Genomic DNA, 24865 nt, shown 5'->3' with positions numbered 1-24865 from the left:
CCGTGGGAGAGGGACGGGGTGAGGGCATCAGGCCGCAGGGCCTTGCTCTCACCTTTTTATTTTCATTCCTCCCACCTCTCACGCTTTTTTTCTTCCTCTCTGCTGCGATAATTAACGTAATGGCTTTGCAGAGGAAAACACTATGGATTACGAATTTCTGCGCGACATCACTGGGGTGGTGAAAGTGCGTATGTCGATGGGCCACGAAGCCGTAGGACACTGGTTTAACGAAGAGGTGAAAGAGAATCTCGCCCTGCTTGATGAAGTTGAACAGGCGGCAAATACGGTGAAAGGCAGTGAACGTTCCTGGCAACGTGCCGGACATGAATACACGCTGTGGATGGATGGCGAAGAGGTGATGGTGCGCGCCAACCAGCTTGAATTTTCGGGTGATGAGATGGAAGAGGGGATGAGCTACTACGACGAAGAGAGCCTGTCGCTGTGCGGCGTAGAGGACTTTCTGCAGGTTGTGGCGGCGTACCGGGCGTTCATGAAACAGAAATAGCTTACCGGAGCGTCCTTGCTCCTCGTGCGTTTTACACGGCCGGAATATTGCGGCCGTAGTAGATTTCGCGCATCTCTTTCCAGAGCAGGTCTGTGATGACCTTGCGCTCCTCTTCGCTCAAGTCTTCTGGCCGGGTATGGAACATGTAATGCTTCAGGTCGAACTCCTTCAGCAACATCTTGGTGTGGAAGATGTTTTCCTGATAGACGTTCACATCCACCATGTCGTACAGCGATTTCATGTCGTCGGACATAAAGTTCTGAATGGAGTTAATTTCATGGTCGATGAAATGCTTCATCCCGTTGATATCACGGGTAAAACCACGCACGCGATAATCAATCGTGACGATATCCGATTCCAGCTGGTGGATTAAATAGTTCAGCGCGTTTAGCGGGGAAATCACGCCGCAGGTCGACACTTCGATATCGGCGCGGAACGTGCACAGCCCACCTTCCGGATGACTTTCCGGGTAGGTATGTACGCAGATGTGGCTTTTATCAAGGTGGGCCACAACCACTTCCGGCAGCGGGCCCGGATGTTCAGTTTTGTCGATGAGCTTCGGATCGACCGGCTCTTCACTGACCAGTATGGTCACGCTGGCGCCCTGGGGTTCATAATCCTGTCGGGCGATATTCAGGATGTTTGCGCCGATGATCGAACAGGTTTCTGTCAGGATCTCTGTCAGACGGTTGGCGTTGTAGAGTTCATCGATATAGGCGATGTAACCATCGCGCTCTTCCGCTGTTTTGGCATAGCAGATATCGTAAATACAAAAACTCAGGCTTTTGGTCAGGTTGTTAAAGCCATGCAGTTTAAGCTTTTTCAATTAGTTCACCCCCTGGGAGGACAGTGCATCTTGCAGGTACTGCGGCAAGGCAAAGGCTGCGGTATGGACCGCCGGATTGTAATAACGGCACGTGAGCGCCGCCTGATGGAAGCGTGCCTGGATAATTTCGGTGGAGAGATGGCGCAGGACATCGTTATCCGTGGCCCAGGCAAAGGTCATGATCCCACCGTAGTAGGTTGGAATAGCGGCCTGATAGAAGCTGACATCGCCGAAATATGTGCTCAGCTTACGATGGCTGTCGAGCGCTTCATCCTGCTGCAGGAAGCAGACGCCATTTTGCGCCACGAAGATCCCGCCTGGGTTCAGGCAACGCTTGCAGCCTTCGTAGAAGGAGGAGGTAAACAGCGACGCGCCAGGACCGATCGGGTCGGTACAGTCGGAGATAATGACGTCAAAGGTCTGGGTTGTCTGGTTAACGAAGTTGACACCATCGTCAATCACCAGCCTGAAACGCGGATCGTCGTAGCTACCGGCATTGTGGTTGGGCAGATACTGACGGCAGAAAGAGACCACGCCCGCATCGATCTCCACCATGGTGATGGTTTCAATGGACTGATGACGGGAAACTTCGCGCAGCATTGCGCCGTCGCCACCGCCGATAATCAGCACGTGTTTTGCGTGCCCGTGCGCCAGAAGCGGGACGTGGGTCATCATCTCATGATAGATAAACTCATCGCGTTCGGTGGTTTGCACCACGCCGTCCAGCGCCATGACGCGGCCAAAGGCGGCATTCTCGAAGATGATTAGATCCTGATGCTCGGTTTTTTCATGATAAAGCACGTTATCAACGGCAAAGTACTGACCAAACTGGTCATGCAGTGTTTCATGCCACAACGTGTGGTCGGCCATACGCGGACTCCTCCTTTGTTAACATCCGTTACACTCACAAAAAATGAGCGAAACATGATAGCTAACTATAACCGCGGTTGCACGGCTATAGGTTCAACAAGGGGCGTCGGAAAGGTTATTTCACGTAGGCGAGCAGGCTGAGTGAATCGCGAGCCAGCGCTTTGCATTTTTTTGCAGTGGGGATGCCAATACCGCTTAAGTCACGGTAGCTGTCTTCACCGAGCGCCTTCATGTCGAAGCTGTCGTAGTTGCTGAGATCCCACTGGTTCTGTTGGGCAAAAAAGACCAGCGCGCGGCGAATCTGGCCGTTGGGTAAATTCTGGTAGCCACAATCATTTTTCAGGAATACAAAAACCGCCGTTAAGTCGGCCATATCTTCCGCTTCATTTTCACTTAGCGCATAGCTGTTCGCACACATTGCCATCAGGCTACTGAACAAAATTGTCCTGAAAAACGTCTTCATTGCTTCTACCACTGCTTCACGGAAAATTAACGTTAGCATACTTGATGCCAGTGCGACGATCTTTATTATTGCCGCTTTACTTGACCTTCCGGTAAGGGGAGGGTTTATGCTCAAAAGATCGCCTGCTGGAAATAAGGAAATGAACATGCAACGCCGTGATTTTTTGAAATATTCCATCGCGCTGGGAGCGGCCAGCGCCTTACCTCTCTGGAGTCGCGCGGTTTTTGCGGCTGACAGACCTGCCTTGCCCATTCCCGACTTACTGACCGCTGACGCCCGTAGCCGTATCCAGCTTGTTGTTCAGTCCGGTAAAACGACGTTCGGCGCACACAGCGCCACCACGTGGGGTTATAACGGCAATCTGCTCGGTCCGGCGCTTCGGTTACGCAAAGGGCAGGCGGTGACGGTAGATATCCACAACACGCTCGCCGAAGAGACGACGCTGCACTGGCACGGTCTGGAAGTGCCGGGCGAGGTGGACGGCGGGCCGCAGGGAGTCATCAAGGCGGGCGGCAAGCGCAGCGTTACCTTTACGCCGCAACAGCGCGCCGCAACCTGTTGGTTCCACCCGCACCAGCATGGCAAAACCGGCCATCAGGTAGCGATGGGGCTGGCGGGGCTGGTGCTGATTGAAGACGACGAAAGCCGTCTGCTGCGCCTGCCTGAACAGTGGGGCATCGACGACGTGCCAGTGATTGTGCAGGACAAGAAGTTCACTGCTGACGGGGAAATTGACTACAGGCTTGACGTCATGAGCGCGGCTGTCGGCTGGTTTGGCGATACGCTGCTGACCAACGGTGCGATTTACCCTCAGCACGCCGCACCGAAAGGCTGGCTGCGCCTGCGCCTGCTCAACGGGTGTAACGCACGCTCACTCAATTTCGCCACCAGCGATAAACGTCCTTTGTACGTGGTGGCCAGCGACGGGGGACTGCTGCCAGAGCCGGTGAAGGTGAATGAATTACCGATGCTGATGGGGGAACGTTTTGAAGTGCTGGTGGATATCAGCGACGGCAAAGCGTTTGACCTGGTGACGCTGCCGGTTAGCCAGATGGGGATGGCGGTTGCGCCCTTTGATAAGGCGCATCCGGTGCTGCGTATTCAGCCGCTGCAGGTGACCGCTTCCGGTACGCTGCCAGATATCCTGACTACGCTCCCGGCACTACCGTCCCTCGAAGGGTTAACCCAGCGGAAGCTCCAGCTCGCCATGGACCCGATGCTCGACATGATGGGTATGCAGGCCCTGATGAAGAAATACGGTAATCAGGCGATGGCGGGAATGCATCACGGACAGATGATGGGCCACATGAATATGGACCACGGCAAAATGGGCGGTATGGGGAACATGAACCACGGTGACCATGGCTTTGATTTCCACAACGCTAATATGATCAACGGCAAAGCATTCGACATGAACACGCCGATGTTTGCTGCCGCAAAAGGGGCGTTTGAGCGCTGGGTGATTTCAGGTGAAGGGGACATGATGCTGCATCCGTTCCATATCCACGGCACCCAGTTCCGTATTCTCTCTGAGAACGGCAAAGCGCCGGATGCGCATCGCGCTGGCTGGAAGGATACGGTGCGAGTGGAAGGCGGCGTCAGTGAGGTGCTGGTGAAGTTTGACCACGATGCACCGAAAGAGTTTGCCTATATGGCGCACTGCCATCTACTCGAGCATGAGGATACGGGGATGATGCTGGGGTTCACCGTATAAAGCGGTGCGGCCAGATGCCCTCATCCTGACCCTCTCCCACGGGGAGAGGGAACAAACACTAAAAACGGCAACTTTCGTTGCCGTTTTGCATTTATTTGGCATCGTCCGGCAACGCATACGCGACAATATAGTCGCCCATCTTCGTGCCAAACGAACCGTGACCTCCCGCGGAGATGACAACGTACTGCTTGCCATTCACTTCATAGGTCATCGGCGTCGCTTGTCCACCGGCTGGCAGACGGCCTTGCCACAGTTTCTCACCGTTGGTCATGTTGTACGCGCGCAGGTAGTTATCTGCGGTTGCCGCGATGAACAGCACGTTACCGGCGGTAGAGATTGGGCCACCCAGCATTGGCATACCCATATTGAACGGCACCGGAACCGGCATCGGGAACGGCATGCTGTCCTGCGGGGTACCAATACGTTTTTTCCACACGATCTCGTTGGTTTTCAGATCCAGACCGGAGATATAACCCCAGGCAGGCTGTTTACACGGCAGACCAAACGGAGACAGGAACGGATTCAGCGTCACGCCAAACGGCACGCCGTACTGCGGCTGAATACCGGCTTCGGTACCGCTGCCTTTCGCGTCTTTCGGCTGTTCCATCGGGTTACCAGGACCGCGCGGGATCAGCTTAGAGACAAACGGCAGCGCCATTGGGTTGGCAATTGCCACCTGACGGTTCGGGTCAACGGAGATCCCGCCCCATTCGAACATCCCCAGGTTACCCGGGAAGACCAGCGTGCCCTGCTCAGACGGCGGTGTGAAGATACCTTCATAGCGCAGCTGATGGAACATCACGCGGCACACCAGCTGGTCAAACATGGTGGCGCCCCACATGTCTGCTCCGCTGAGGTCTTTCTTCGGACGGAAGCTCAGGTCAGAGAACGGCTGCGTCTTGGTGACGTAGTCGCCTTTTGCTGCACCCTGCGGAACCGGTTTTTCCGGCGCAGGGACGACCAGCTCGCCGTTACGACGGTCCAGCACGAAGATGTTACCGGTTTTCGCCGGAGCATAAATCACCGGCACGGTTTTACCGTTAACGGTAATGTCCGCCAGCGTCGGCTGGGACGGCATGTCCATGTCCCACAGGTCGTGGTGAACGGTCTGATAGCTCCAGGCCAGTTTACCGGTGGTCGCGTTCAGCGCCACGATAGAGCTGGCATAACGCTCCTGCTCCGGTGTGCGATTTCCGCCCCAGATATCCGGCGTGGTCACACCCATAGGCAGGTAGACCAGATCCAGCTTCGCGTCATACGCGGCCGGTGCCCAGGAGTTCGGCGAGTTAAAGGTAAAGGTGTGTTCATCCGACGGGATCGCGTTTGGATCTTTCGCGCCCGGATCGAAGGCCCACAGCAGTTTACCGGTGTTCACGTCGAAACCACGAATAACGCCAGAGGTTTCGCGGGTGGAGAAGTTATCCGTAACCGAACCCGCAATCACGATGGTTTTATCGGTGATGATGGGCGGTGAAGTCGGTTCATACAGACCCGGCGTGGTGTCCGGCATATTGGTCTGCAGATTGAGGATACCTTTGTTGGCAAAAGTTTCGCACAGCTTGCCCGTTTCGGCGTTAATCGCGAACAGGCGACCATCGTTCACCGGCAGCATAATGCGGCGAGGACAGTCGGCAATAACCTCTGGGCTCGCATTATCCGCACGCGCTTCATGGTAAGAAACGCCACGGCAGGTGACGTGCTGGAAGGATGGATTAGAGTTCAGCTGCGGATCGAAGTGCCATTTCTCTTTACCGGTGGCCGCGTCGAGCGCGAACAGACGCTGGTGCGCCGTACACAGATAAAGCATGTTGCCCACTTTAATCGGCGTGACTTCGTTGGTCAGTTCACCCGGATCGTTCGGCATCTTCAGATCGCCGGTACGGAATACCCAGGCTTCTTTCAGGTTTTTAACGTTGTCAGCGTTGATCTGCTTCAGCGGGGAGTAACGCTGGCCTTCCTGATTACGCCCGTAGGCTGGCCAGTCACCGTCAGCGACCTGCGAGATCGCCGCCGCAGGCGTGGATTCTGCATTCAGCGTCCCGTTGATCTCCTGCGGGTCGTTAAAGCCGGCCCAGGTCAGGATGCCGCCGCTGATTAACAGGGCCACCACCAGCGCCGCAACGGCACCACTGGACGGCACAATCAGGCGACGCCAGACGAACGGCAGGATCAGCCAGATACCGAAGAACACCAGAATGTCGCTGCGCGGCGTCAGTGCCCAGAAGTCGAAGCCGACTTCCCAGACGCCCCAGATCATGGTTGCGAGGAGTAATGCGGCGTAAAGCCACAGTGCGGATTGTTTTCTACGCCAGAGCAGGACGGTTACGCCAAGCATAACCAGGCCCGCAATCGGGTAGTACCAGGAGCCGCCGATCGCGACCAGCCAGACGCCACCGATTAACAGGTACAGGCCGCAGAAGGCGGCGAATAGCGCTGTTAGTGTCACCAGTAGACGCGGCTGTTTAGAGTTTGTTTCAGCCATAGAAAGTGTACTCGTCAGTTTTTGTTAATAATTTGCTAGCAACTAATTATAGGTATTAACAAGTGTGATCGGAATCACAATATTTGCTTTTTATAACTCATGCGCCAGGCGTAGCCATTTACTGGTATAATGGCTGGCTTGCGTATCGATGCCGGAATACCCTGTATTCGCATTGAGAGATTTTCATCAAAATCATGTGGTTAGTAATATGAAACATACTGTTGAAGTGATGATCCCGGAAGCCGAGATCAAAGCGCGTATCGCCGAACTGGGTCGTCAAATCACCGAACATTACAAGGACAGCGGCAGCGAAATGGTGCTGGTCGGTCTGTTGCGTGGCTCTTTCATGTTCATGGCAGACCTGTGCCGTGAAGTGCAGGTGCCGCACGAAGTCGATTTTATGACCGCCTCCAGCTACGGCAGCGGCATGTCCACAACCCGTGATGTGAAAATCCTGAAAGATCTGGATGAAGATATTCGTGGCAAAGATGTGTTGATCGTCGAAGACATCATCGACTCCGGCAATACGCTCTCAAAAGTGCGCGAGATCCTCGGCCTGCGTGAGCCAAAATCGCTGGCTATCTGCACCCTGCTGGATAAACCAGACCGCCGTGAAGTGCAGGTGCCGGTCGAGTTTGTGGGTTTCTCTATTCCAGATGAGTTCGTTGTCGGTTACGGCATCGACTATGCGCAGCGTTATCGTCATCTGCCGTATGTTGGGAAAGTGGTATTGCTGGACGAGTAATTGCGGCCCCGGCCCTCTCCCTGTGGGAGAGGGAGAAAATCCCCGGCTTTATTTATGGTTCACATGCTTAAGCTTGAGGTTGGCAATTCCTGAACGGTAACGCTGCTCCAGCGTTTCCCGGTTGGTGGCGGTGACTTCCAGGTTACGCAGCAGACCATCGTGAATGCCGTACGCCCAGCCGTGGATAGAGACCTTCTGCCCGCGCTTCCATGCTGATTGCATGATCGTCGAGTGGCCCAGGTTATACACCTGCTCCATCACGTTGAGTTCGCAAAGGGTATCCATACGACGTTCCTGCGGCATTTCACCCAGCAGTGAGCTATGTTTGAACCAGATATCACGGATGTGAAGCAGCCAGTTATCAATGAGCCCCAGTTCCGGGTTTTCAACCGCCGCCTGCACGCCGCCGCAGCCGTAGTGGCCGCAAATGATGATGTGCTCAACTTCCAGAACATCAACGGCATACTGCACAACAGAAAGACAGTTGAGATCGGTATGAATCACCAGGTTGGCGACGTTGCGGTGAACAAACAGTTCGCCGGGCTCAAGACCTGTCAGGCGCTCTGCCGGCACCCGGCTGTCGGAACATCCAATCCAGAGAAAGCGTGGGTTCTGCGCTTGCGCGAGCTTTCCAAAAAATCCGGGGTCTTCCTCCACTAGCATTTTTGACCATAGTGCATTGTTGCTGATGAGTGTATCTATGTTGTTCATGGAGGTTAGCGACCTGTAACCGAGTAATTGCGTTGCGCTACTATAGGGTAACCCGACTTTTAATGAAACCACACAACGTGTGTCAGAACCTAAGGTAAGTTTATTTCATGGCGATTGCACTGGAGCTTGAGCAGCTAAAAAAAACCTATCCGGGCGGCGTTCAGGCGCTACGCGGGATAGATCTGAAAGTAGAGGCGGGAGATTTCTACGCGCTTCTGGGGCCGAACGGGGCGGGGAAATCGACCACCATTGGTATCATTAGCTCGCTGGTGAATAAAACGTCCGGCAGGGTGAGCGTCTTTGGCTACGATCTGCAAAAAGATGTGGTGAACGCCAAGCGCCAGCTCGGGCTGGTCCCGCAGGAGTTCAACTTCAACCCGTTTGAGACGGTGCAGCAAATCGTCGTCAACCAGGCGGGTTATTACGGCGTTGAGCGAAAAGAGGCGTTAGCACGCAGTGAAAAATACCTCAAACAGCTCGATCTGTGGGAAAAGCGTAACGAACGTGCGCGTATGCTGTCCGGCGGGATGAAGCGCCGCCTGATGATTGCCCGTGCGCTGATGCATGAGCCAAAACTGCTCATTCTCGATGAACCGACTGCGGGCGTGGATATCGAACTGCGTCGTTCCATGTGGGGCTTTCTGAAAGACCTCAACGACAAAGGCACCACCATTATTTTGACCACCCACTATCTTGAAGAGGCGGAAATGCTGTGCCGCAACATCGGCATCATTCAGCACGGCGAGCTGGTGGAAAATACCTCGATGAAGAATCTGCTCTCCAAGCTCAAATCAGAGACCTTCATTCTCGATCTGGCGGCAAAAAGCCCGCTACCGAAGCTTGAAGGGTACCAGTATCGTCTGGTGGATACCTCGACGCTGGAAGTGGAAGTCTTGCGCGAGCAGGGAATTAACAGCGTGTTCTCGCAACTGAGCGCGCAGGGCATTCAGGTTTTAAGTATGCGTAACAAAGCGAACCGACTGGAAGAGCTGTTTGTCTCTCTGGTGCAGGATAAACAAGGAGACAAGGCATGACGCATCTTTACTGGGTCGCGCTGAAAAGTATCTGGGCGAAAGAGATTAACCGCTTTATGCGCATCTGGGTGCAAACCCTGGTGCCGCCGGTGATCACCATGACCCTCTATTTCATCATCTTCGGTAACCTGATTGGTTCCCGTATTGGTGAAATGCACGGCTTTACCTATATGCAGTTTATCGTGCCGGGCCTGATCATGATGGCGGTGATCACCAACGCCTATGCTAACGTGGCGTCGTCGTTCTTTAGCGCCAAGTTCCAGCGTAATATTGAAGAGCTGCTGGTGGCACCGGTGCCAACGCATGTGATCATTGCGGGTTACGTCGGTGGCGGCGTGGCGCGCGGTTTGTGTGTCGGGATCCTGGTGACGGCCATTTCGCTGTTCTTCGTGCCGTTCCAGGTGCACTCCTGGCTGTTTGTGGCCCTGACGCTGCTGCTGACGGCGATCCTCTTCTCGCTGGCCGGTCTGCTGAACGCGGTGTTTGCCAAAACGTTTGACGATATCAGCCTGATCCCGACCTTTGTGCTGACGCCGCTGACCTATCTGGGCGGGGTGTTCTATTCCCTGACGCTGCTGCCGCCATTCTGGCAGGCGTTGTCGCACCTGAACCCGATTGTCTACATGATCAGCGGTTTCCGCTTTGGCTTCCTCGGGATCACCGATGTGCCGCTGTTTACCACGGTGGCGGTGCTGGTGGTGTTCATCATCGCCTTCTACCTGCTGTGCTGGTATCTGATCCAGCGCGGGCGTGGTCTGCGCAGCTAATCTTCCGCCCGGCGACATTCTTTTTGCCGGGCGCTTTTCTTTGACAGTTATCACCGAAAGCTAACCTTCACTCCGCTAAACTACTTGCCTGCTAAGGAGAGAGTTATGCTGGGATGGGTTATCACCTGCCACGATGAACAGGCGCAGGATATGCTGGACAAGCTTGAAGCCAGGTTTGGTCCGCTGGTGCAATGTCGGGCAGTCAATTACTGGCGCGGTTTGAGCACCAACATGCTCAGCCGAATGATGTGCGATGCCCTGCATGAAACGGACACCGGTGACGGCGTTATTTTTCTTACCGATAAATCAGGCGCGGCGCCATACCGCGCAGCGGCTCTGTTGAGCCACAAACACGACTGCTGTGAGGTCATCTCGGGAATTAATCTCGCTTTACTCGAGTTAATGTATCCCTGGCGTGAGTCATTGAGCAGCGCAGAATTTCGTGATGCCATCGTGGCGCAGGGCGAACCCGGCGTGACCAGTTTATGGCATCAGCAGCAAAAAAATCCGCCCTTTGTCCTGTTTCACGAACGCGACAACCACTGAGCTTTTTTCTATTCATAATCCATCAAAAAGGTGGCTGCTGCATTGAAATCGCCCGCTTTAATCGCCCCGCCATCGGCTAACAGTTGGGCTGAAAAGTGAAGATTCTCCAGTGATGACCAGTCACTGCTGCGATCAATATCGGTACTGGTTTCACTGTTTGGGATCATCACGCTGGAAGTATCCGTGTTAATGATCCTGACGGCGACCCCTGCCGCGCTCCCGCTACTCAGCCCTAACATGCTGTGATCCGGAGAAACAAAGGCCGATGTCATCTTCACCTTGAGCTTGGGGGTATAACAGCTTGCAAGCGAGATTGAGAAGGGAATAACCGGCGTGTTGTTGTTTTTAATATCATCTATCCAGTAATCACCCAGCGCAACGTTATTACCCGAGACGGTATCACCCTGGGCGACACCAAATGAGCAACTGCTTGCCGGGACCGTAAATTTCAGCGTGCTGGTTGTGGCACTGAAGATAATTTTGGGCTGACTGCTCGTTCCAATTTGAAAATAGGCAATCGTACCGGCGAGTGAGTTTCCGGTATTGATACCTTTCTGCGGTTTAAATTGTGGCGTGATCCAGAGCGTAAATTTGAGCTTCCATTGGCTGTCGGCATCGGCATAGGGAGCACCACTGCTTTGTGATGGCACCGTATTATCCGTGCCATTTCCTCCCTTCAGATAGAGATCAACCGTTGGATGCGATGAACCGCAACCATCTGATACGTAACACATTAACTCGACAGTGTAGTCAATGCCCGGCACCGTGGTTTTAAGCAGGGCGTTGCCCTCTGGCGTGGTGTATTGCGTATCGAGCAAATTCCCTGCGGCATTCGTAAAGTGGACGGTATTGTCGTAGGGGTTCCAGTTTTTACAGCCTATTGGGTTGCTGGTAATAAACTGGATCACATATGTGGATGTCACATCCAGGCTCGTTGGCGTGGAAACTTTATTTGTCGAGAGGTTAAGAAGCGATGAGCTTCCGGTGGTATATGTGCCCGCGTTATTGCTTTCGATATAACAGCTTTGATCGGCCAATGCCGGGCGGCACAGCATTCCAAAGGCGGCAAATACCAGAAGCATCAACAGGGCATTGAAAGCACTCTTTTTTATCATAAGTTGAAATCTACGCAGAAAAAGAAAGGAACTGCCGGCATCCGTCCGGACAATTCCTCTCTGGTTTCACTGATAGGTCACCATGAACGTTACCAGGGATGTCACCGCACCAGGCGTAACATCGGCAATGGTTTTTCCATCGGCAATAACAATACGCGCATTCATATCCAGCGAACCGGAACCCGAACTGATCGTCACGTTTTGGGTGGGTTGGGTGGTGCAATTGAGAACGGTGCCGGTGTCGGCAAGACCTTTCCAGACTTCGAAAGCCGTTCCGTGTGTTGAACCAAATTTGTCGCTGGATCCGGTAGAACAGGTTGTGCCTGCGCCCGGGGTGGCCTGCACGGTGGCGCTTTTCACCCCCGAACAGTTGCTGAAATTCAGTTTAAAGGCTTCGATACGGCTTTTCGCCGTCAGATCGGACTTGAACACATCGCCAAAATTAATTTCTGTCGATGCATTGCCTGTGGAATCCTGAATTTCTGCGGTACAGGTGCCTGGCACAACATTGGTTTCAAATGTTGCCGTCAGACTGGATGTACCGCTGATCTGTGCCTGTGAGGCGAAGGACAACAGTCCACCGCAAATCGCCATTGTTAAAGCCGTCAGATGTTTACGCATTACTCGCTCCTTTCCCTGTCCCGTTATTCGTAACTGAAGTTAAACGTCGCAATGGCTCTGAATGAGCCCGTTGTGGCCTGATTGGCTACGGTTTCTACCATCGTGGCCACCAGCCCAACTTCTTTTGCGCTGATTTCTGCTGGTGTCCATACCAGCCGTTTACTGTCATCTGTCGAGTTGATGACAAAAGGGGCATCCGGAGCAGAGACACGCGCAATAGACAGCCCCGTATTGGCGGCTCCTCCTGCTGATGAGTCGATGCCGTTCGCGATAGCGGTGTTGACGCTACCTGAAGCGGTACCTGCCACTTCCGTCTTTAATGAAACCAGACTGGAAGGGCACTCGGTGATCACCAGTTTGAAGTTTTCTTTTGCTTCTCCCGTTGCAATCGTATCTACACGGGTATTCCCGTTAGCGCCAATCGTAATGGTATTATTTGTGCCATCACCTGTTCCCCCATCAATTTTAATATCACAGGTTGTTTCCCGGATATTTGCGCTGAAGGTCAGGTCGAGGTTCTCTGCTGCTCTGACGCCGCACGTCGCCGAAAATAAAACGGCAACCAGCGCGGTATGGACGAGAAATCGCTTTTTATCAAAAGCAGTTACGTTATTTTCCATATTTAATGTTTCCTTTGCATAATGCATGTTTGGTTATGGAGGATGGTGGTTAAAACCACCTTCTGTTCATCAGTACCAAAATGATAATTTACTGAGCAGGTTTCATCCGTTCCTGCTCCCCATACTACGGTTAATTTACCTGTTTCATTTACCCCCCTGACATATGCTTGCCCTGCCTGGCCTACGCTTCCAATGATGTCTCCTTTTTCATTCATGACGTCTGCGCCCAGCGGAATAAACCCGCTATCTGAACGCGTTAATTCGAGCACCGCCGAGCGACCCTCATTCGTTTTAAAATCAACCATCACCACCGCGCCATTACGCGGTACCTCCACGGTGCTGTTATTTTCAACGGCGACATCCTCCGTTAAGGTACTGGTATCCAGGGTGATCCGATTTTCGCGGTACGCAGAGAGATAAGGCATGACGACATACCCTGAGTCACTGATTTCGCCACGGCTGTTGCTCACATGGGCTCCCTTTGCGCCACTGGCCTTAATGAGCGCCAGCGCGTCATTTTCACCAATGCTGCCGGGCGTGAAGGTGATTCCGCCACCGTGAATAATCGCTCCGCCACTGTAGCTGGCAGAGTACTGTTGGCTGTTTTGTGAATCTGACGACGCGGAAAGGCTAAGAGGGCCATAGTCGCTGTTATAGCTGCCATAGGCGCTCACCTGACTTAAATTTTCAGCGGTGCTTTGGCTGTAACTCGTCGTCACACTGTAGTTATAGCGACTGTCTTGCGAAGCACCGTTAGCCGTCATATTGAGGTTATGTGAATGTCTCAGGTCTGAGCTCATTCCCATATTCACGTTGTTAAAACCGGCGAGACTGTTTTTATTTTTTAAGAACGAGTCAAACGGTATGCTGAAATTTAAATAGAGACTGTTATCTGCTTCGCCAAATGCATCATAGGTCCGTTGCAGAGACACGTTATAACTGCCATAACGAAAATTGTTGCTGTAGCCCATCGCATAACTGGCCGTCTGGTTATTCCCGTTCCACCAGCTTTGCCAGCTGCCGTTAATATAAAGAGAACCATAGTTCTGTTTATTTATGTCCAGCGGCTGGTTCAGGTTTATTTGTAACTGGTTCTTCATTTGCTGAAGGTTTTGTTTTGCTTCGTCCGCACTCTGGCCATCATACTGAATGTGATCCTGCAACTGGGCGGCGTCATCCAGGCTGAGATAGTCCTGCGTTGAAAAGCGCAGCGCTGCGACATTCAGAGACGTATCCGTCTGGTCAACGGTCTTGTTCCAGGAGAGTCGGTAGCTCTGGCCTTTCATTGCCGGAATCGTATCAATCTGTGCTGAAGAACGGGTCACATCAAAGGCAAACGCCCCGAGAGGCGTGTTCATGGCGATGCCAGCCAGAACTGCAGAAAAACCCATATCGGTATCTTGCAGCCCGGTATAACCGGTAAAAAGGTTATTGAGGCCATAGTAGAGTGTGCCAAACGCCAGTCTGGGTGAACGATGTAAAGCCTCATCCTGCAACTCTCCCACCCCAGCCTCCCAGCGGGCATAGCCTGGCCGTAACATCTGTGTGACCGAGGAGAAGGGAACGGTAAAAGCGTGTTGGCTACCGTCAGCCTCTTCTATGGTCACGGTGAGGTCTTGTCCATAACCGGTGGCATTCAGATCGTTAATCTCAAATGCCCCTGGGGGAACGGTGGTTTCGTAGATTTTATTCCCGCTCTGGGTGACGGTGATTTTGGCATTGGTGTTAGCCGTACCGCGGATCACAGGAGCGTAGCTGGACATTCCGCCAGGTAGCATTCGGTCATCGTTAAACAGACGGCCACCCCGAAGATGGAGGGCATCGAAGGCATCCCCACGTGTCCAGGAATCGCCCATCACCATCTGCGCCTTGAGCGGCGTAATATCCCTTTGCAGATAAATATCCTGGTTATCGTAGCGGGTACCGCTCTGCTGATCCCAGTTCAGGCTTCCGTTTGAGCGCAACCGCCACGGCCCGTAGTTAACACCATAGTGAAGCCCGGCATAGGCGCTGTCGCGCTGCGACTGCTGGCCCTGGTTATGCCAGGCATTCATATCGTAAGACAGCAACCCCGCGGGAATACCCTCGTCCCAAAGTGACGGGTCGATATAGCCCGCCGCGTGTTTCAGCAGAAACAGTTGCGGCAGGCTGACGTTCAGCGCCTGGCTTGTGGTGTCAAAATCAACCGTCGAACCTGGATATAAGGTGGCGATATCCAGGCACGTATCGTCGTTATCGTCGATTTTGAGATGAGAAATATCTACATCCATCTGCTTTAGTATTTTGAGGGGAATACAGGGTGTGGCACGGGCGGTACCGTTATCGGTAAATTCAACATCCGTCACCGCTTTTGTTATGCCGTTAACAACAAGCGTTACGCGATGAATACCGGGCGTAACGGGGTTACCTCGGGAAAAACGATGGACATCAATATTCCCGTCAGTAGTAAATAAAAACTGATCGTTAAACTCAATATCATTATTTTCGCCTCCGGTAACAGACGATGCAGCATGTTCTTCTGCGTGTGCATTCAGGGCGGCACACAGCAGAAGAGAGAATAATGCGTATCGGAATGACATATTTCACGGTGAGGCTTATCTGTAATATGTATTGATTAACGCGTAATGGCGATTTGATGATTTTCAGAACCGCCAAAATCATTAATGGATACAAAATTAAGCATGCCGGAGGTCCCGTTCAGGAGCCCTTTGATTTTCATATTTTCACTGGAGAACGGTTTAACCGAATGGCTCTCAATAGAATACCTTTTCCCCCCGGCGCTCAGTTCTGCACTGGCAATCGAAATATTAAAAGGTGAGTCATTTTTTGCTGTCACGACGCTGCTACCTGCAGCAGCGTTCAGAGACCACTTAAGATTTTTTACGGCTTCTGCCGCTGTACCTTTTAATCCCTCCGGGCGGAAAAATAATTTAATGCGGGTGCGGAAAGCCACCTGCAAAAGGTTTTTCTTATCCGCCCCTTGCGCTTTGGGTGGGACTTCCAGAACGTTAAACCAGTACAATGACTCTCGGTCCTGAGGCATATTTTGGCCCAGCCAGGTAATGCGAATCGCCTGGCCTTTATGTGCATCCACACGCGTGACGGGAGGAGTAACAATAAAAGGGAGTTTTAGCTGCTGGGGATTAACGTTATCGCGTCCGTCATCCAGCCACGACTGAACCAGTAAAGGTTTATTGCCTTTGTTCTGCAGGTTGACGGTCACGTCTTTTGCCGTGGAAGGATAAACGATACGCGTCCCGGAAATGATAATGTCGGCACAAGCATGAAAGGAAATAAGTCCAGCCAATAAGAGTGCTGACGCCTTTGCAACGTTAAGTTTGATACCTGACATAAAATCCCGCCTCAGTTCTACCTATTTATTACATCAATTGTTTTGCTGCTAATTATACTAATGGCAGGTGTTTTGTTATTGGATTTCGTTTTTTTTAGGTGTCTGTTAAGTTTAACTAAATGATTTGCGAGTATCTGTTTTTTGCGTGTAAATACAGCGGGTTGTTATTGTATGCGTTACCGGGGAAATGAAATAAAAGTGATTTAGAGGTTTTTTTTATTCTCGTTTTAAGAAAGAACTTAGTCAGAGGGACATTAAAGCAGAGTTATGAGAATCATTATGTTACAATGGTGAAAGATGAATGTTGAAGGCTTATAGGGTTCATGTTTATTCGATTTGTCCTGGTCCTGATGATGTTTTCCTGTAGCGCGTCCGCCAGCCTGCTCAGCGACCAAAAGGCAGTAGCACAATACATGCAAACTACGGAAGACGCGGCGATCTGGGCACAGGTTGGAAACGCGGTCGTTAACGTTGGCAACGTGCGTGCGGGACAGATACTGGGCGTGGTTCCTGCCGCTGCAGATTACTACGAATTTCGCTTCGGTTTTGGGACTGGCTTTATCGACAAGGGGCACCTTGAGCCGGTTCAGGGAAAACAGCGCGTCGAGGATAGCCTCGGCGATCTGAATAAACCCCTGAGCAACCAGAACCTTATCACCTGGAAAGACACGCCGGTGTTTAATGCGCCTTCCAGCGGGAGTGCGCCGTTCGGCACATTAAGCGCCAACCTTCGCTATCCGATACTGAACAAGCTGAAAGACCGTCTGAATCAGACCTGGTATCAGATCCGCATCGGCAACCGCCTGGCGTGGGTCAGTAGCCTGGATGCACAGGAAGATAATGGGATCCCGGTTCTGACCTACCATCATATTCTACATGATGAAGAGAACACCCGTTTTCGACATACCTCTACCACGACCAGCGTACGTGCCTTTAACAACCAGATGGCCTGGCTGCGCGATCAGGGATACGCCACCCTGACGATGTATCAGCTGGAAGGGTATGTGCGTAACAAACTGAATCTGCCTGCCAAATCGGTGGTGATCACCTTTGACGACGGGCTGAAATCGGTGAGCCGCTATGCGTATCCGGTTCTGAAAGAGTACGGCTTTAACGCCACGGCGTTTATTATTTCGTCACGCATTAAGCGCCATCCGCAGAAGTGGGATCCTAAATCTCTGCAGTTTATGAGCGTTCAGGAGCTGAAGGATATCCAGGACGTGTTTGATATTCAGTCCCATACGCACTTCCTGCACCGCGTCGATGGTAACAAACATCCGATTCTACTCAGCCGTAGCTATCACGTGATCCTCTTCGATTTTGAACGCTCGCGCCGGGGGCTGGCGCAGTTCAATCCGCGAGTGTTGTATCTCTCCTATCCGTTTGGGAGTTACGACACGAAAGCGATTAAAGCAGCAAATGACGCCGGTTTTCACCTGGCGGTGACAACGATGAAAGGGAAGGTCAAGCCGGGGGATAATCCGTTCTTACTGAAACGCCTCTATATCTTAAGAACGGATTCGCTGGAGACGATGTCGCGGCTGATCAGCAATCAGCCGCAGGGGTAAATCAGGCAACCTGAACCGGGATCGCTTTCGCGGTGCGTTTCATCTCGTTGTCGCCTTCGAAGTAGGCCACTTTCGGCTGCCAGCGGCGCGCTTCTTCGTCAGACATCATCACGAAGCTGGCGATGATCACAATGTCGCCCACGTCCGCGCAGTGCGCAGCCGCGCCGTTCACGGAGATGATCTTTGACCCGCGCTCGGCGGCAATGGCATAGGTAGAGAAACGCTTGCCGTTGTTCACGTTCCAGATATCAATGGCTTCGTTTTCGAGAATACCCGCCGCGTCGAGAAAATCCTGATCGATCGCGCAGGAGCCTTCATAGTGCAGGTCGGCCTGGGTGACTTTCACACGGTGAAGCTTACCTTGCAGCATTTTGCGAATCATTACGTTTACCTTTCATTTTCCGGGTAGAAAAACTACGCCAGTTCAACCACTTTGTTGTCGATGAGACGGGCCTGGCCAAGCCATGCCGCCACCAGAATGACCGCGCGTTTGCTGGTCTCTGCAAGCGCCAGAAGCGTGTCGGCATCGCGGATTTGAATATCGTCAGCGCGGAAGCCTTTGTCGTTCAGCGCCTGTTCAGCCAGAGCAATAATCTCTTCGGCGGTTAACTCTTTCGCCAGAAGCTGCTCCGCCATGGTGTTCATGACTTTGCTTAATCCCGGGGCGATCTTACGCTGCTCTGCGGTCAGGTAGCCGTTACGGGAGCTGAGCGCCAGACCGTCTTTAGCACGCACAATCGGCACGCCCACGATCTCGATATCATAGCCCATGTCGGCCACCATCTTGCGAATGAGCGCCAGCTGCTGGAAATCTTTCTCACCAAAGCAGGCAACGTCAGGCTGCACCAGGTTGAACAGCTTGCTGACGATGGTCGATACGCCACGGAAATGGCCCGGGCGGCTTGCGCCTTCGAGCATGGTGGAGATACCCGGTACGTCAACGTAGGTTGCCTCTTCCGTACCCTGTGGATATACATCCGCCGGTGCCGGCGCGAAGACGATGTCCGCATGGCGTTTTTTCAGCTTCTCGCAGTCTTCCTGCAGGGTGCGCGGATAGCGTGCCAGGTCGTCGGCCCGGTCAAACTGCATTGGGTTAACGAAGATACTGACCACCACGATATCTGCACGGGCTCTCGCTTCGTCGACCAGCTTCATATGGCCGTCATGCAGGTTGCCCATGGTCGGGACCAGTGCAATACGTTTACCTTCCTGACGCGCGCGACGGATATGCTGGCGAAGCAGCGGCAGGGTTTCAATGATTAGCACAACGAGACTCCTTAATGGAAACTGTGTTCTTCACCCGGGTAAACACCGGATTCAACGTCGGCAATATACTGCCTGACCGCGGCGCGCATGTCGCCCGCTTCCGCGAGGAAATTTTTGGCAAATTTCGGGATATGCCCACCGGTGATGCCAAAGGCGTCATGCATCACCAGGATCTGACCATCGGTCACGTTGCCCGCGCCAATACCAATCACCGGAATCGACAGCGCGTCGGTGATGCGTTTCGCCAGTTCAACCGGCACGCACTCCAGAACCAACAACTGCGCGCCTGCAGCTTCCAGCGCCAGGGCATCCTCAAACAGCGTCTGGGCCGCATCGCCACGGCCTTGTACCTTATACCCGCCAAAGATATTCACGGATTGCGGCGTCAGGCCGAGATGACCGCACACCGGCACGGCGCGCTCGGTGAGCATTTTCACCGTCTCCACCAGCCAGGCGCCGCCTTCAATTTTGACCATATTCGCCCCGGCACGCATGACCGTTGCCGCATTGTCGAATGCCTGCTCTGGTGTGGCGTAGGCCATAAACGGCAGGTCGGAAAGCAGCAGGCAGGCCGGTGCGCCACGACGCACGGCGCGGGTATGGTAAGCAATATCCTCAACCGTCACCGGAAGGGTGGAATCATGTCCTTGTACCGTCATCCCTAACGAATCTCCGACCAGCATGACGTTGATACCTTCTTCGGCAAACAGTTTGGCGAAGCTGTAGTCATACGCGGTGATGGTGGCGAAGCGTTTTTTTTCCTGTTTGCATTTCTGCAGTAAGGAGATGGTGGTTGGTTTCATACTGTTTCCTGATAGCCCAAAGCGAATCTTTGCGCATTCTAACAGTAACATTCGGGGGAACAATGATTTTAGGTCGTCGATTAGCCACATTTATTTTGTGGCTAACAGGCTTACCAGCGAGCGGGTCTTTCCGCGTGGAGGTTGTCCAGAATGTCCCTGAGCGGGATGCCGTCGGGGAAGGTGAGATCGGGCGCGACTTCAAACAGCGGCCAGAGCATAAACCCGCGATTTTTCATATCGTAATGCGGAACGGTGAGGCGGTCGGTATTAATGACGTCATGACCAAACAGCATAATGTCGAGATCCAGCGTGCGCGGTCCCCAGCGTTCGGCTTTGCGTACACGACCCTGCTGCAGCTCGATACGCTGAGTGTTATCCAGCAACGTTTCGGCGTCCAGAGCGGTTTCCAGTACCACGGCGGCGTTCAGGTAATCCGGCTGATCCTGCGGTCCCAGCGGTGGCGTGCGGTAGAAAGAGGAGACCGCCACGATCCTGCTTTGCGGGATCTCCCCCAGCGCCTGAACGGCAGCATTCACCTGCTCCAGCGGAGAGGCTAAATTGCTGCCGATAGCGATATACGCGAGGGTCATGCTGTGCCTTCGCGACGCGGGGCGCGTTTGCGTGGACGACGGTGGCGGCGACGCGGGGCCGGCTCTTCATCAAGGCCGGTGAGCATATCTTTCTGCTCCGGCGGCGCGGAGACCTGGAACTCGGCCCACCACTGTGCCAGACGCTGCAGCTCCTGATTGCGTTCCACTTCAGCACGCAGTGACAGCAGATCAAACGCCGCGCGGAACTTAGGATGCTCCATCAGCTTCCAGGCGCGTTTGCCCTGACGACGGGACATACGCAGCTGAAGCTGCCAGATATCGCGCACCAGGGTGGTAATACGTTTCGGAATAGCCAGCGTACGGCAGCCCTCGTCCAGCACGTCGTTTGCGGCCAGCGCGAAAGCATCGTAATAGGCGAGACCGCTCTCCTGGGTAATACGCTGGGCCGTTTCCAGCAGCGGATACCAGAACATCGCCGCGAACAGGAACGCCGGGTTCACGCGCATGTCGTTGCGGATACGGGTGTCGGTGTTCTTCAGCACCTGGGCAATCATCCGCTCCATTGGGCTATCACCGTTTTCGGTGAAGTAGCGGGTAATGGTCGGGAACAGCGGCTGGAACAGGTTGTATTCACGCAGCAGATTATAGGTTTCAAAGCCGTAACCGGCCTGCAGCAGCTTCAGCGCCTCTTCAAACAGGCGGGCTGGCGGCACGTCGTTGATCAGCGTCGCCAGACGCGGAATAGGCTCGGCCGTTTCCGGGCTAATGCGCATATTCAGCTTGGCGGCGAAGCGCACGGCGCGCAGCATACGCACGGGGTCTTCACGATAGCGCGTTTCCGGCGTGCCAATCAGACGGATCAGACCTTCTTGCAGGTCCTGCATGCCGCCGACGTAATCGCGCACGGTGAAATCTGCCACGCTGTAATAAAGGCTGTTGATGGTGAAGTCGCGACGCTGGGCATCTTCTTCGATAGAGCCAAAGATATTATCGCGCAGCAGCATGCCATTCTGGCCACGCTGTGACGTGGTGCGATCGGACGCGCCCGCTTCATGGTGCCCGCGGAAGGTCGCCACTTCGATGATCTCGGGCCCAAACATCACGTGAGCCAGACGGAAACGGCGACCGACAAGACGGCAGTTACGGAATAATTTGCGCACCTGCTCAGGCGTGGCGCTGGTCGTCACGTCGAAATCTTTCGGTTTTTTGCCCAGCAGTAAATCACGTACTCCACCGCCGACGAGATAGGCCTCGTAGCCCGCTTTATTCAGACGATAGAGCACCTTGAGGGCATTTTCACTGATATCTTTGCGGGAAATAGTGTGCTGCTCACGCGGAATAACCGACATGTGTGGCTGCGCAATAGCATCGTTCGCCATGCTCTCTTCGCGGCTTAGCACTTTACGGCAAAAATTAGCGACTCGGGTAAAAATGGTACACCTCGTAGTGTGTTTTGTTATGAAAAAAGCGGCTAATCATAGCTCAGCGCAACGCATTTGAGAATGCTGGATTTTTGGCACATCCCTGAGCGTCCAGTTGGTGATGGCCATTTTCAGCAGTTCGTCAATACGCAGATCCTGCCATTCGTTGGTTACATTCTGGTTGAGAAATCGCAGCGCGTCGATCAAAACAGGCCGCGGATCGCCGTCTGGCAGGGCAGGGGCGTGATTCTGCTTTGACAGCTTACAGCCCTGCTCGTTGACCGCCAGCGGCAGATGAATGTAATCCGGTGCCGTCCAGCCAAACTGGTGATAAAGCGAGATTTGTCGCACGGTAGGCTCGACCAGGTCCGCCCCGCGCACAATTTCCGTTACGCCCTGAAAATGATCGTCCACCACCACGGCCAGGTTATAGGCGAACAGACCATCACGACGGTGAATAATAAAATCCTCGGCGGCAAGACGCGCATCGGCGAAGATCTCACCGGAGAGTAAATCGTTAAACCGCGTCACCGGGGCGCGTTGCCTGATGCGCACGGCGGCATTTTCCGGCGGAAGGTTACGCGTGCGGCAGTGGCCGTCATAGACGCCTCCCACGCTCTGGATACGCGCGCGGGTGCAGGTGCAGTTATAGGAAAGCCCCTGAGCGCTCAGCCAGGCCAGGCGTTCGCGATAAGCGTCGTGACGTGTTGACTGCCAGAGAACTTCGTCATCCCAGTGAAGACCGTAATGTTCCAGCTGACGCAGAATGGTTTCTGCTGCACCGGGAACTTCACGCGGAGGGTCAATATCTTCAATGCGAACGAGCCATTTGCCCTGGCTGGCGCGAGCCTGCAGGTAGCTGCCGAGCGCGGCAATTAATGAGCCGAAGTGTAATTCACCGGAGGGAGATGGCGCGAAGCGCCCAATATAGTGTGATTCAGACATATCAACAGTAACAAGGCGGGAGAGACTCCCGCCTTTGGAGTGTGTAAACAGCGCTGGTATTAACCGGCCATCTGTTTTTCGCGGATTTCGGCCAGCGTTTTACAGTCGATGCACAGATCGGCGGTTGGACGCGCTTCCAGGCGACGAATACCAATTTCAACACCGCAGGATTCGCAGTAGCCAAAATCTTCGTCTTCGACTTTTTTCAGCGTTTTCTCGATCTTTTTGATCAGTTTGCGTTCGCGGTCACGGTTACGCAGTTCGAGGCTGAACTCTTCTTCCTGAGCGGCACGGTCTACCGGATCCGGGAAGTTAGCAGCTTCATCCTGCATATGAGTAACGGTGCGATCGACTTCATCCCTGAGTTGATTACGCCATGCTTCAAGAATACGCTTGAAGTGCGACAGCTGGGCTTCGTTCATATACTCTTCGCCCGGCTTCTCTTGATACGGCTCCACCCCAGCGATGGCGAGAATACTCAGGGACGATGTTTTACGGTTTTGCCCTTCTTGCATGTTGCTTCTCCTTAACACGCACTATCGATCCCCGTGTTGGGGGAAAAATCAGGTCGCTATAAATAGCAGATGCTTTTCCGTATGGCAATTATCTAAACGTAACACTTGACAAGCCTGTGAGGAAAAGCGTATTTGCGCACGCGGCCAGAACACTTAATCATCAATCGCCTAATCCCTTATAAGACAATGGGAAGAGAGGATCTCAGAGTCATATTATCGGCAGAAAGTTCCGCTTTATAAGCTAAAACCTCTACCCCCTGCTTTTGTGCCTCATTCAACAATTGCGCGTATTTAGGATCAATATGGCGGGCAGGGGAGAACCGTTCAATGGCTGAATGCAATACCGCAAACAGCAACACGGCGCGTTTGCCCGCCGCCGCAACACTCATTAGCTCTCGCAGATGCTTCTGGCCACGTAGCGTTACCGCATCCGGGAAGTAGCCATTTTCCTGTTCCGCTAACGTCACTGATTTTACTTCAATATAGCACTCAGGCCTGTCTTCCGCCTGTAACATGAAGTCAATTCTGCTGCTTTCATCGCCATACTTCACTTCGCTTTTATGCGTGCCATAACCCACCAGTTCGGGAAGGGTTCCCAGGGTCAGCGCTTCCTTTACCAGTTGATTGGCGCGAAGGGTATTCACACAAATAAATGCCCCATTTTGCGTTTCAGTCATTTCCCAGGTATGGGCATATTTGCGTTTCGTATTTTCTGACGTGGAATACCAGACCGTGTCACCCGGCGTCGCGCACCCCGTCATGGCACCCGTATTGGGGCAATGCAGGGTGAGCGCTACGCCTTCAGGCGTGATCACGTCGGCAAGGAAGCGTTTGTAGCGCTGGACTAGCGTGGCATGCTGCAGGGGAGGACTAAACTTCATCAGAATTCCTTTCGGTGTTGCCCAGCGTCCAGCGCTGGAGCGGCGTATAGCGGGTGCGTCCCTGTGAAAAGACGGATTCGTAAAGCGCGAATTCATTGACCGGAAAAGCCCAGTGAAAACCCGGCGGCGGGATGGCAACGGCCTGGCCGGCATCGCGCAGCAAGGTGATATGCGGATGAAACGGCTGCGGACTCTGATAACAGCCGCTCCGCGCCGCCTGTGCGCGCAGCATATTCGCCAGTTGCAATAACCCGCGCGGCGGCTGGCGCGTCCCCAGCCAGAGCACGCGCGAACGCAGCCACTGACCCGCGTCGTCGAGGTGCAGCGTAAATGCCGGCTGGGTGATACGCCCGGCCATGGCGGCTAATGCCCGCTGTTTTTCGGCGCTGACGTCCCCCAGAAAGGCCAGCGTCAGGTGCAGGTTAGCCGCTGCGACAGGGCGGCCGGCTTCCGGCGGGAAGTGTTCAGCGCGCCAGCGTACAATTTGACGCTGAAGGGGGGCGGGCAATTCAATGGCAAAAAACAGCCGTTTCGACTCAGGCAT

At 53.6% G+C, this 24865-nt stretch carries 26 protein-coding genes; 7 read left to right on the top strand and 19 right to left on the bottom strand.

Annotated elements, in window-relative coordinates; translation table 11 throughout:
* The first annotated feature begins 142 nt into the window (after window positions 1-142).
* Window positions 143-505, top strand: coding sequence for a protein YacL (yacL, locus tag LDK53_RS11950; protein ID WP_014830673.1), 363 nt, complete (start codon window positions 143-145; stop codon window positions 503-505).
* 31 nt (window positions 506-536) lie between these two features.
* On the opposite strand, the gene speD is transcribed toward yacL, so the two are convergent.
* The 3 genes from speD to LDK53_RS11935 form a co-directional block, all read right to left on the bottom strand.
* A complete protein-coding gene (speD, locus tag LDK53_RS11945) occupies window positions 537-1331 on the bottom strand; it encodes an adenosylmethionine decarboxylase (RefSeq protein WP_025756782.1) in 795 nt (264 codons plus the stop codon).
* Entirely contained in the window at window positions 1332-2201 is an 870-nt protein-coding gene (gene speE / locus LDK53_RS11940; protein ID WP_225287283.1) for a polyamine aminopropyltransferase, read from the bottom strand. It lies immediately after the preceding gene.
* Between the two features lie 115 nt (window positions 2202-2316).
* Window positions 2317-2664 (bottom strand): YacC family pilotin-like protein, encoded by a 348-nt coding sequence (locus LDK53_RS11935; RefSeq protein WP_025756784.1) that lies wholly within the window; start codon window positions 2662-2664, stop codon window positions 2317-2319.
* A gap of 145 nt (window positions 2665-2809) precedes the next feature.
* On the opposite strand from LDK53_RS11935, the gene cueO reads away from it, so the two are divergent.
* Window positions 2810-4378, top strand: coding sequence for a multicopper oxidase CueO (gene cueO, locus LDK53_RS11930; RefSeq protein ID WP_225287282.1), 1569 nt, complete (start codon window positions 2810-2812; stop codon window positions 4376-4378).
* Window positions 4379-4469: 91 nt separating this feature from the next.
* On the opposite strand, the gene LDK53_RS11925 is transcribed toward cueO, so the two are convergent.
* A complete protein-coding gene (locus LDK53_RS11925) occupies window positions 4470-6860 on the bottom strand; it encodes a glucose/quinate/shikimate family membrane-bound PQQ-dependent dehydrogenase (protein WP_094917957.1) in 2391 nt (796 codons plus the stop codon).
* Between the two features lie 208 nt (window positions 6861-7068).
* Here LDK53_RS11925 and hpt point away from each other — a divergent pair, with 208 nt between their 5' ends.
* A complete protein-coding gene (gene hpt, locus LDK53_RS11920) occupies window positions 7069-7605 on the top strand; it encodes a hypoxanthine phosphoribosyltransferase (RefSeq protein WP_025756787.1) in 537 nt (178 codons plus the stop codon).
* A gap of 48 nt (window positions 7606-7653) precedes the next feature.
* Here the strand turns inward: hpt and can are convergent, their stop codons facing one another.
* Window positions 7654-8316, bottom strand: coding sequence for a carbonate dehydratase (gene can / locus LDK53_RS11915; RefSeq protein ID WP_013095615.1), 663 nt, complete (start codon window positions 8314-8316; stop codon window positions 7654-7656).
* Between the two features lie 107 nt (window positions 8317-8423).
* Between can and LDK53_RS11910 the strand changes: the two genes are divergently transcribed.
* From LDK53_RS11910 to LDK53_RS11900, 3 genes are all read left to right on the top strand, one after another.
* Window positions 8424-9350, top strand: coding sequence for an ABC transporter ATP-binding protein (locus LDK53_RS11910; protein ID WP_045285856.1), 927 nt, complete (start codon window positions 8424-8426; stop codon window positions 9348-9350).
* Entirely contained in the window at window positions 9347-10117 is a 771-nt protein-coding gene (locus LDK53_RS11905) for an ABC transporter permease (RefSeq protein ID WP_023334536.1), read from the top strand. Before LDK53_RS11910 ends, LDK53_RS11905 begins: the two co-directional genes overlap by 4 nt.
* Window positions 10118-10222: 105 nt before the next feature.
* Window positions 10223-10663, top strand: a complete 441-nt coding sequence (locus LDK53_RS11900) for a PTS sugar transporter subunit IIA (RefSeq protein WP_225287281.1) — start codon at window positions 10223-10225, stop codon at window positions 10661-10663.
* Between the two features lie 8 nt (window positions 10664-10671).
* Here the strand turns inward: LDK53_RS11900 and LDK53_RS11895 are convergent, their stop codons facing one another.
* The 5 genes from LDK53_RS11895 to LDK53_RS11875 all read right to left on the bottom strand — a co-directional run bounded on the left by LDK53_RS11895 (window position 10672) and on the right by LDK53_RS11875 (window position 16371).
* On the bottom strand, window positions 10672-11778 hold the full coding sequence (locus tag LDK53_RS11895) for a fimbrial protein (protein ID WP_225287280.1): 1107 nt from the start codon (window positions 11776-11778) through the stop codon (window positions 10672-10674).
* Window positions 11779-11844: 66 nt separating this feature from the next.
* Window positions 11845-12399, bottom strand: coding sequence for a fimbrial protein (locus LDK53_RS11890; protein WP_059385837.1), 555 nt, complete (start codon window positions 12397-12399; stop codon window positions 11845-11847).
* A gap of 23 nt (window positions 12400-12422) precedes the next feature.
* Entirely contained in the window at window positions 12423-13019 is a 597-nt protein-coding gene (locus LDK53_RS11885) for a fimbrial protein (protein ID WP_045285858.1), read from the bottom strand.
* Window positions 13020-13021: 2 nt separating this feature from the next.
* Entirely contained in the window at window positions 13022-15598 is a 2577-nt protein-coding gene (locus LDK53_RS11880) for an outer membrane usher protein (RefSeq protein ID WP_225287279.1), read from the bottom strand.
* A gap of 35 nt (window positions 15599-15633) precedes the next feature.
* Complete coding sequence (locus tag LDK53_RS11875) at window positions 15634-16371, bottom strand: fimbrial chaperone (RefSeq protein ID WP_225287278.1); 738 nt, start codon at window positions 16369-16371, stop codon at window positions 15634-15636.
* Between the two features lie 323 nt (window positions 16372-16694).
* On the opposite strand from LDK53_RS11875, the gene LDK53_RS11870 reads away from it, so the two are divergent.
* Window positions 16695-17939 (top strand): polysaccharide deacetylase family protein, encoded by a 1245-nt coding sequence (locus LDK53_RS11870; protein ID WP_225287277.1) that lies wholly within the window; start codon window positions 16695-16697, stop codon window positions 17937-17939.
* Between the two features lies 1 nt (window position 17940).
* Here the strand turns inward: LDK53_RS11870 and panD are convergent, their stop codons facing one another.
* The 9 genes from panD to thpR form a co-directional block, all read right to left on the bottom strand.
* Window positions 17941-18321, bottom strand: coding sequence for an aspartate 1-decarboxylase (panD, locus tag LDK53_RS11865; RefSeq protein WP_003856284.1), 381 nt, complete (start codon window positions 18319-18321; stop codon window positions 17941-17943).
* 32 nt (window positions 18322-18353) lie between these two features.
* Window positions 18354-19205 carry a pantoate--beta-alanine ligase gene (panC, locus tag LDK53_RS11860; protein WP_025756795.1) on the bottom strand — a complete coding sequence of 284 codons (852 nt, stop codon included), beginning with the start codon at window positions 19203-19205 and terminating at the stop codon, window positions 18354-18356.
* Between the two features lie 11 nt (window positions 19206-19216).
* Window positions 19217-20008 (bottom strand): 3-methyl-2-oxobutanoate hydroxymethyltransferase, encoded by a 792-nt coding sequence (gene panB, locus LDK53_RS11855; RefSeq protein WP_025756796.1) that lies wholly within the window; start codon window positions 20006-20008, stop codon window positions 19217-19219.
* Between the two features lie 110 nt (window positions 20009-20118).
* Window positions 20119-20598: a 2-amino-4-hydroxy-6-hydroxymethyldihydropteridine diphosphokinase gene (gene folK / locus LDK53_RS11850; protein ID WP_025756797.1), complete on the bottom strand. Its 480-nt coding sequence runs from the start codon at window positions 20596-20598 to the stop codon at window positions 20119-20121.
* Entirely contained in the window at window positions 20595-21992 is a 1398-nt protein-coding gene (pcnB, locus tag LDK53_RS11845; RefSeq protein ID WP_195759419.1) for a polynucleotide adenylyltransferase PcnB, read from the bottom strand. The genes folK and pcnB overlap by 4 nt, the downstream gene beginning before the upstream one ends.
* A 42-nt stretch (window positions 21993-22034) precedes the next feature.
* Window positions 22035-22925, bottom strand: coding sequence for a tRNA glutamyl-Q(34) synthetase GluQRS (gluQRS, locus tag LDK53_RS11840; protein WP_225287276.1), 891 nt, complete (start codon window positions 22923-22925; stop codon window positions 22035-22037).
* A 59-nt stretch (window positions 22926-22984) separates the two neighbouring features.
* Entirely contained in the window at window positions 22985-23440 is a 456-nt protein-coding gene (gene dksA / locus LDK53_RS11835) for an RNA polymerase-binding protein DksA (RefSeq protein WP_001155232.1), read from the bottom strand.
* Window positions 23441-23616: 176 nt separating this feature from the next.
* Entirely contained in the window at window positions 23617-24321 is a 705-nt protein-coding gene (gene sfsA, locus LDK53_RS11830; RefSeq protein WP_025756800.1) for a DNA/RNA nuclease SfsA, read from the bottom strand.
* Window positions 24311-24865 carry an RNA 2',3'-cyclic phosphodiesterase gene (thpR, locus tag LDK53_RS11825; protein WP_225287275.1) on the bottom strand — a complete coding sequence of 185 codons (555 nt, stop codon included), beginning with the start codon at window positions 24863-24865 and terminating at the stop codon, window positions 24311-24313. Before thpR ends, sfsA begins: the two co-directional genes overlap by 11 nt.

It is taken from the genome of Enterobacter sp. K16B, from assembly GCF_020216105.1.
Taxonomy (GTDB): domain Bacteria; phylum Pseudomonadota; class Gammaproteobacteria; order Enterobacterales; family Enterobacteriaceae; genus Enterobacter; species Enterobacter sichuanensis.
The sequence above is the reverse complement of the archived record's forward strand: the minus strand, read 5'-3'. Positions and strand labels throughout refer to the sequence as shown.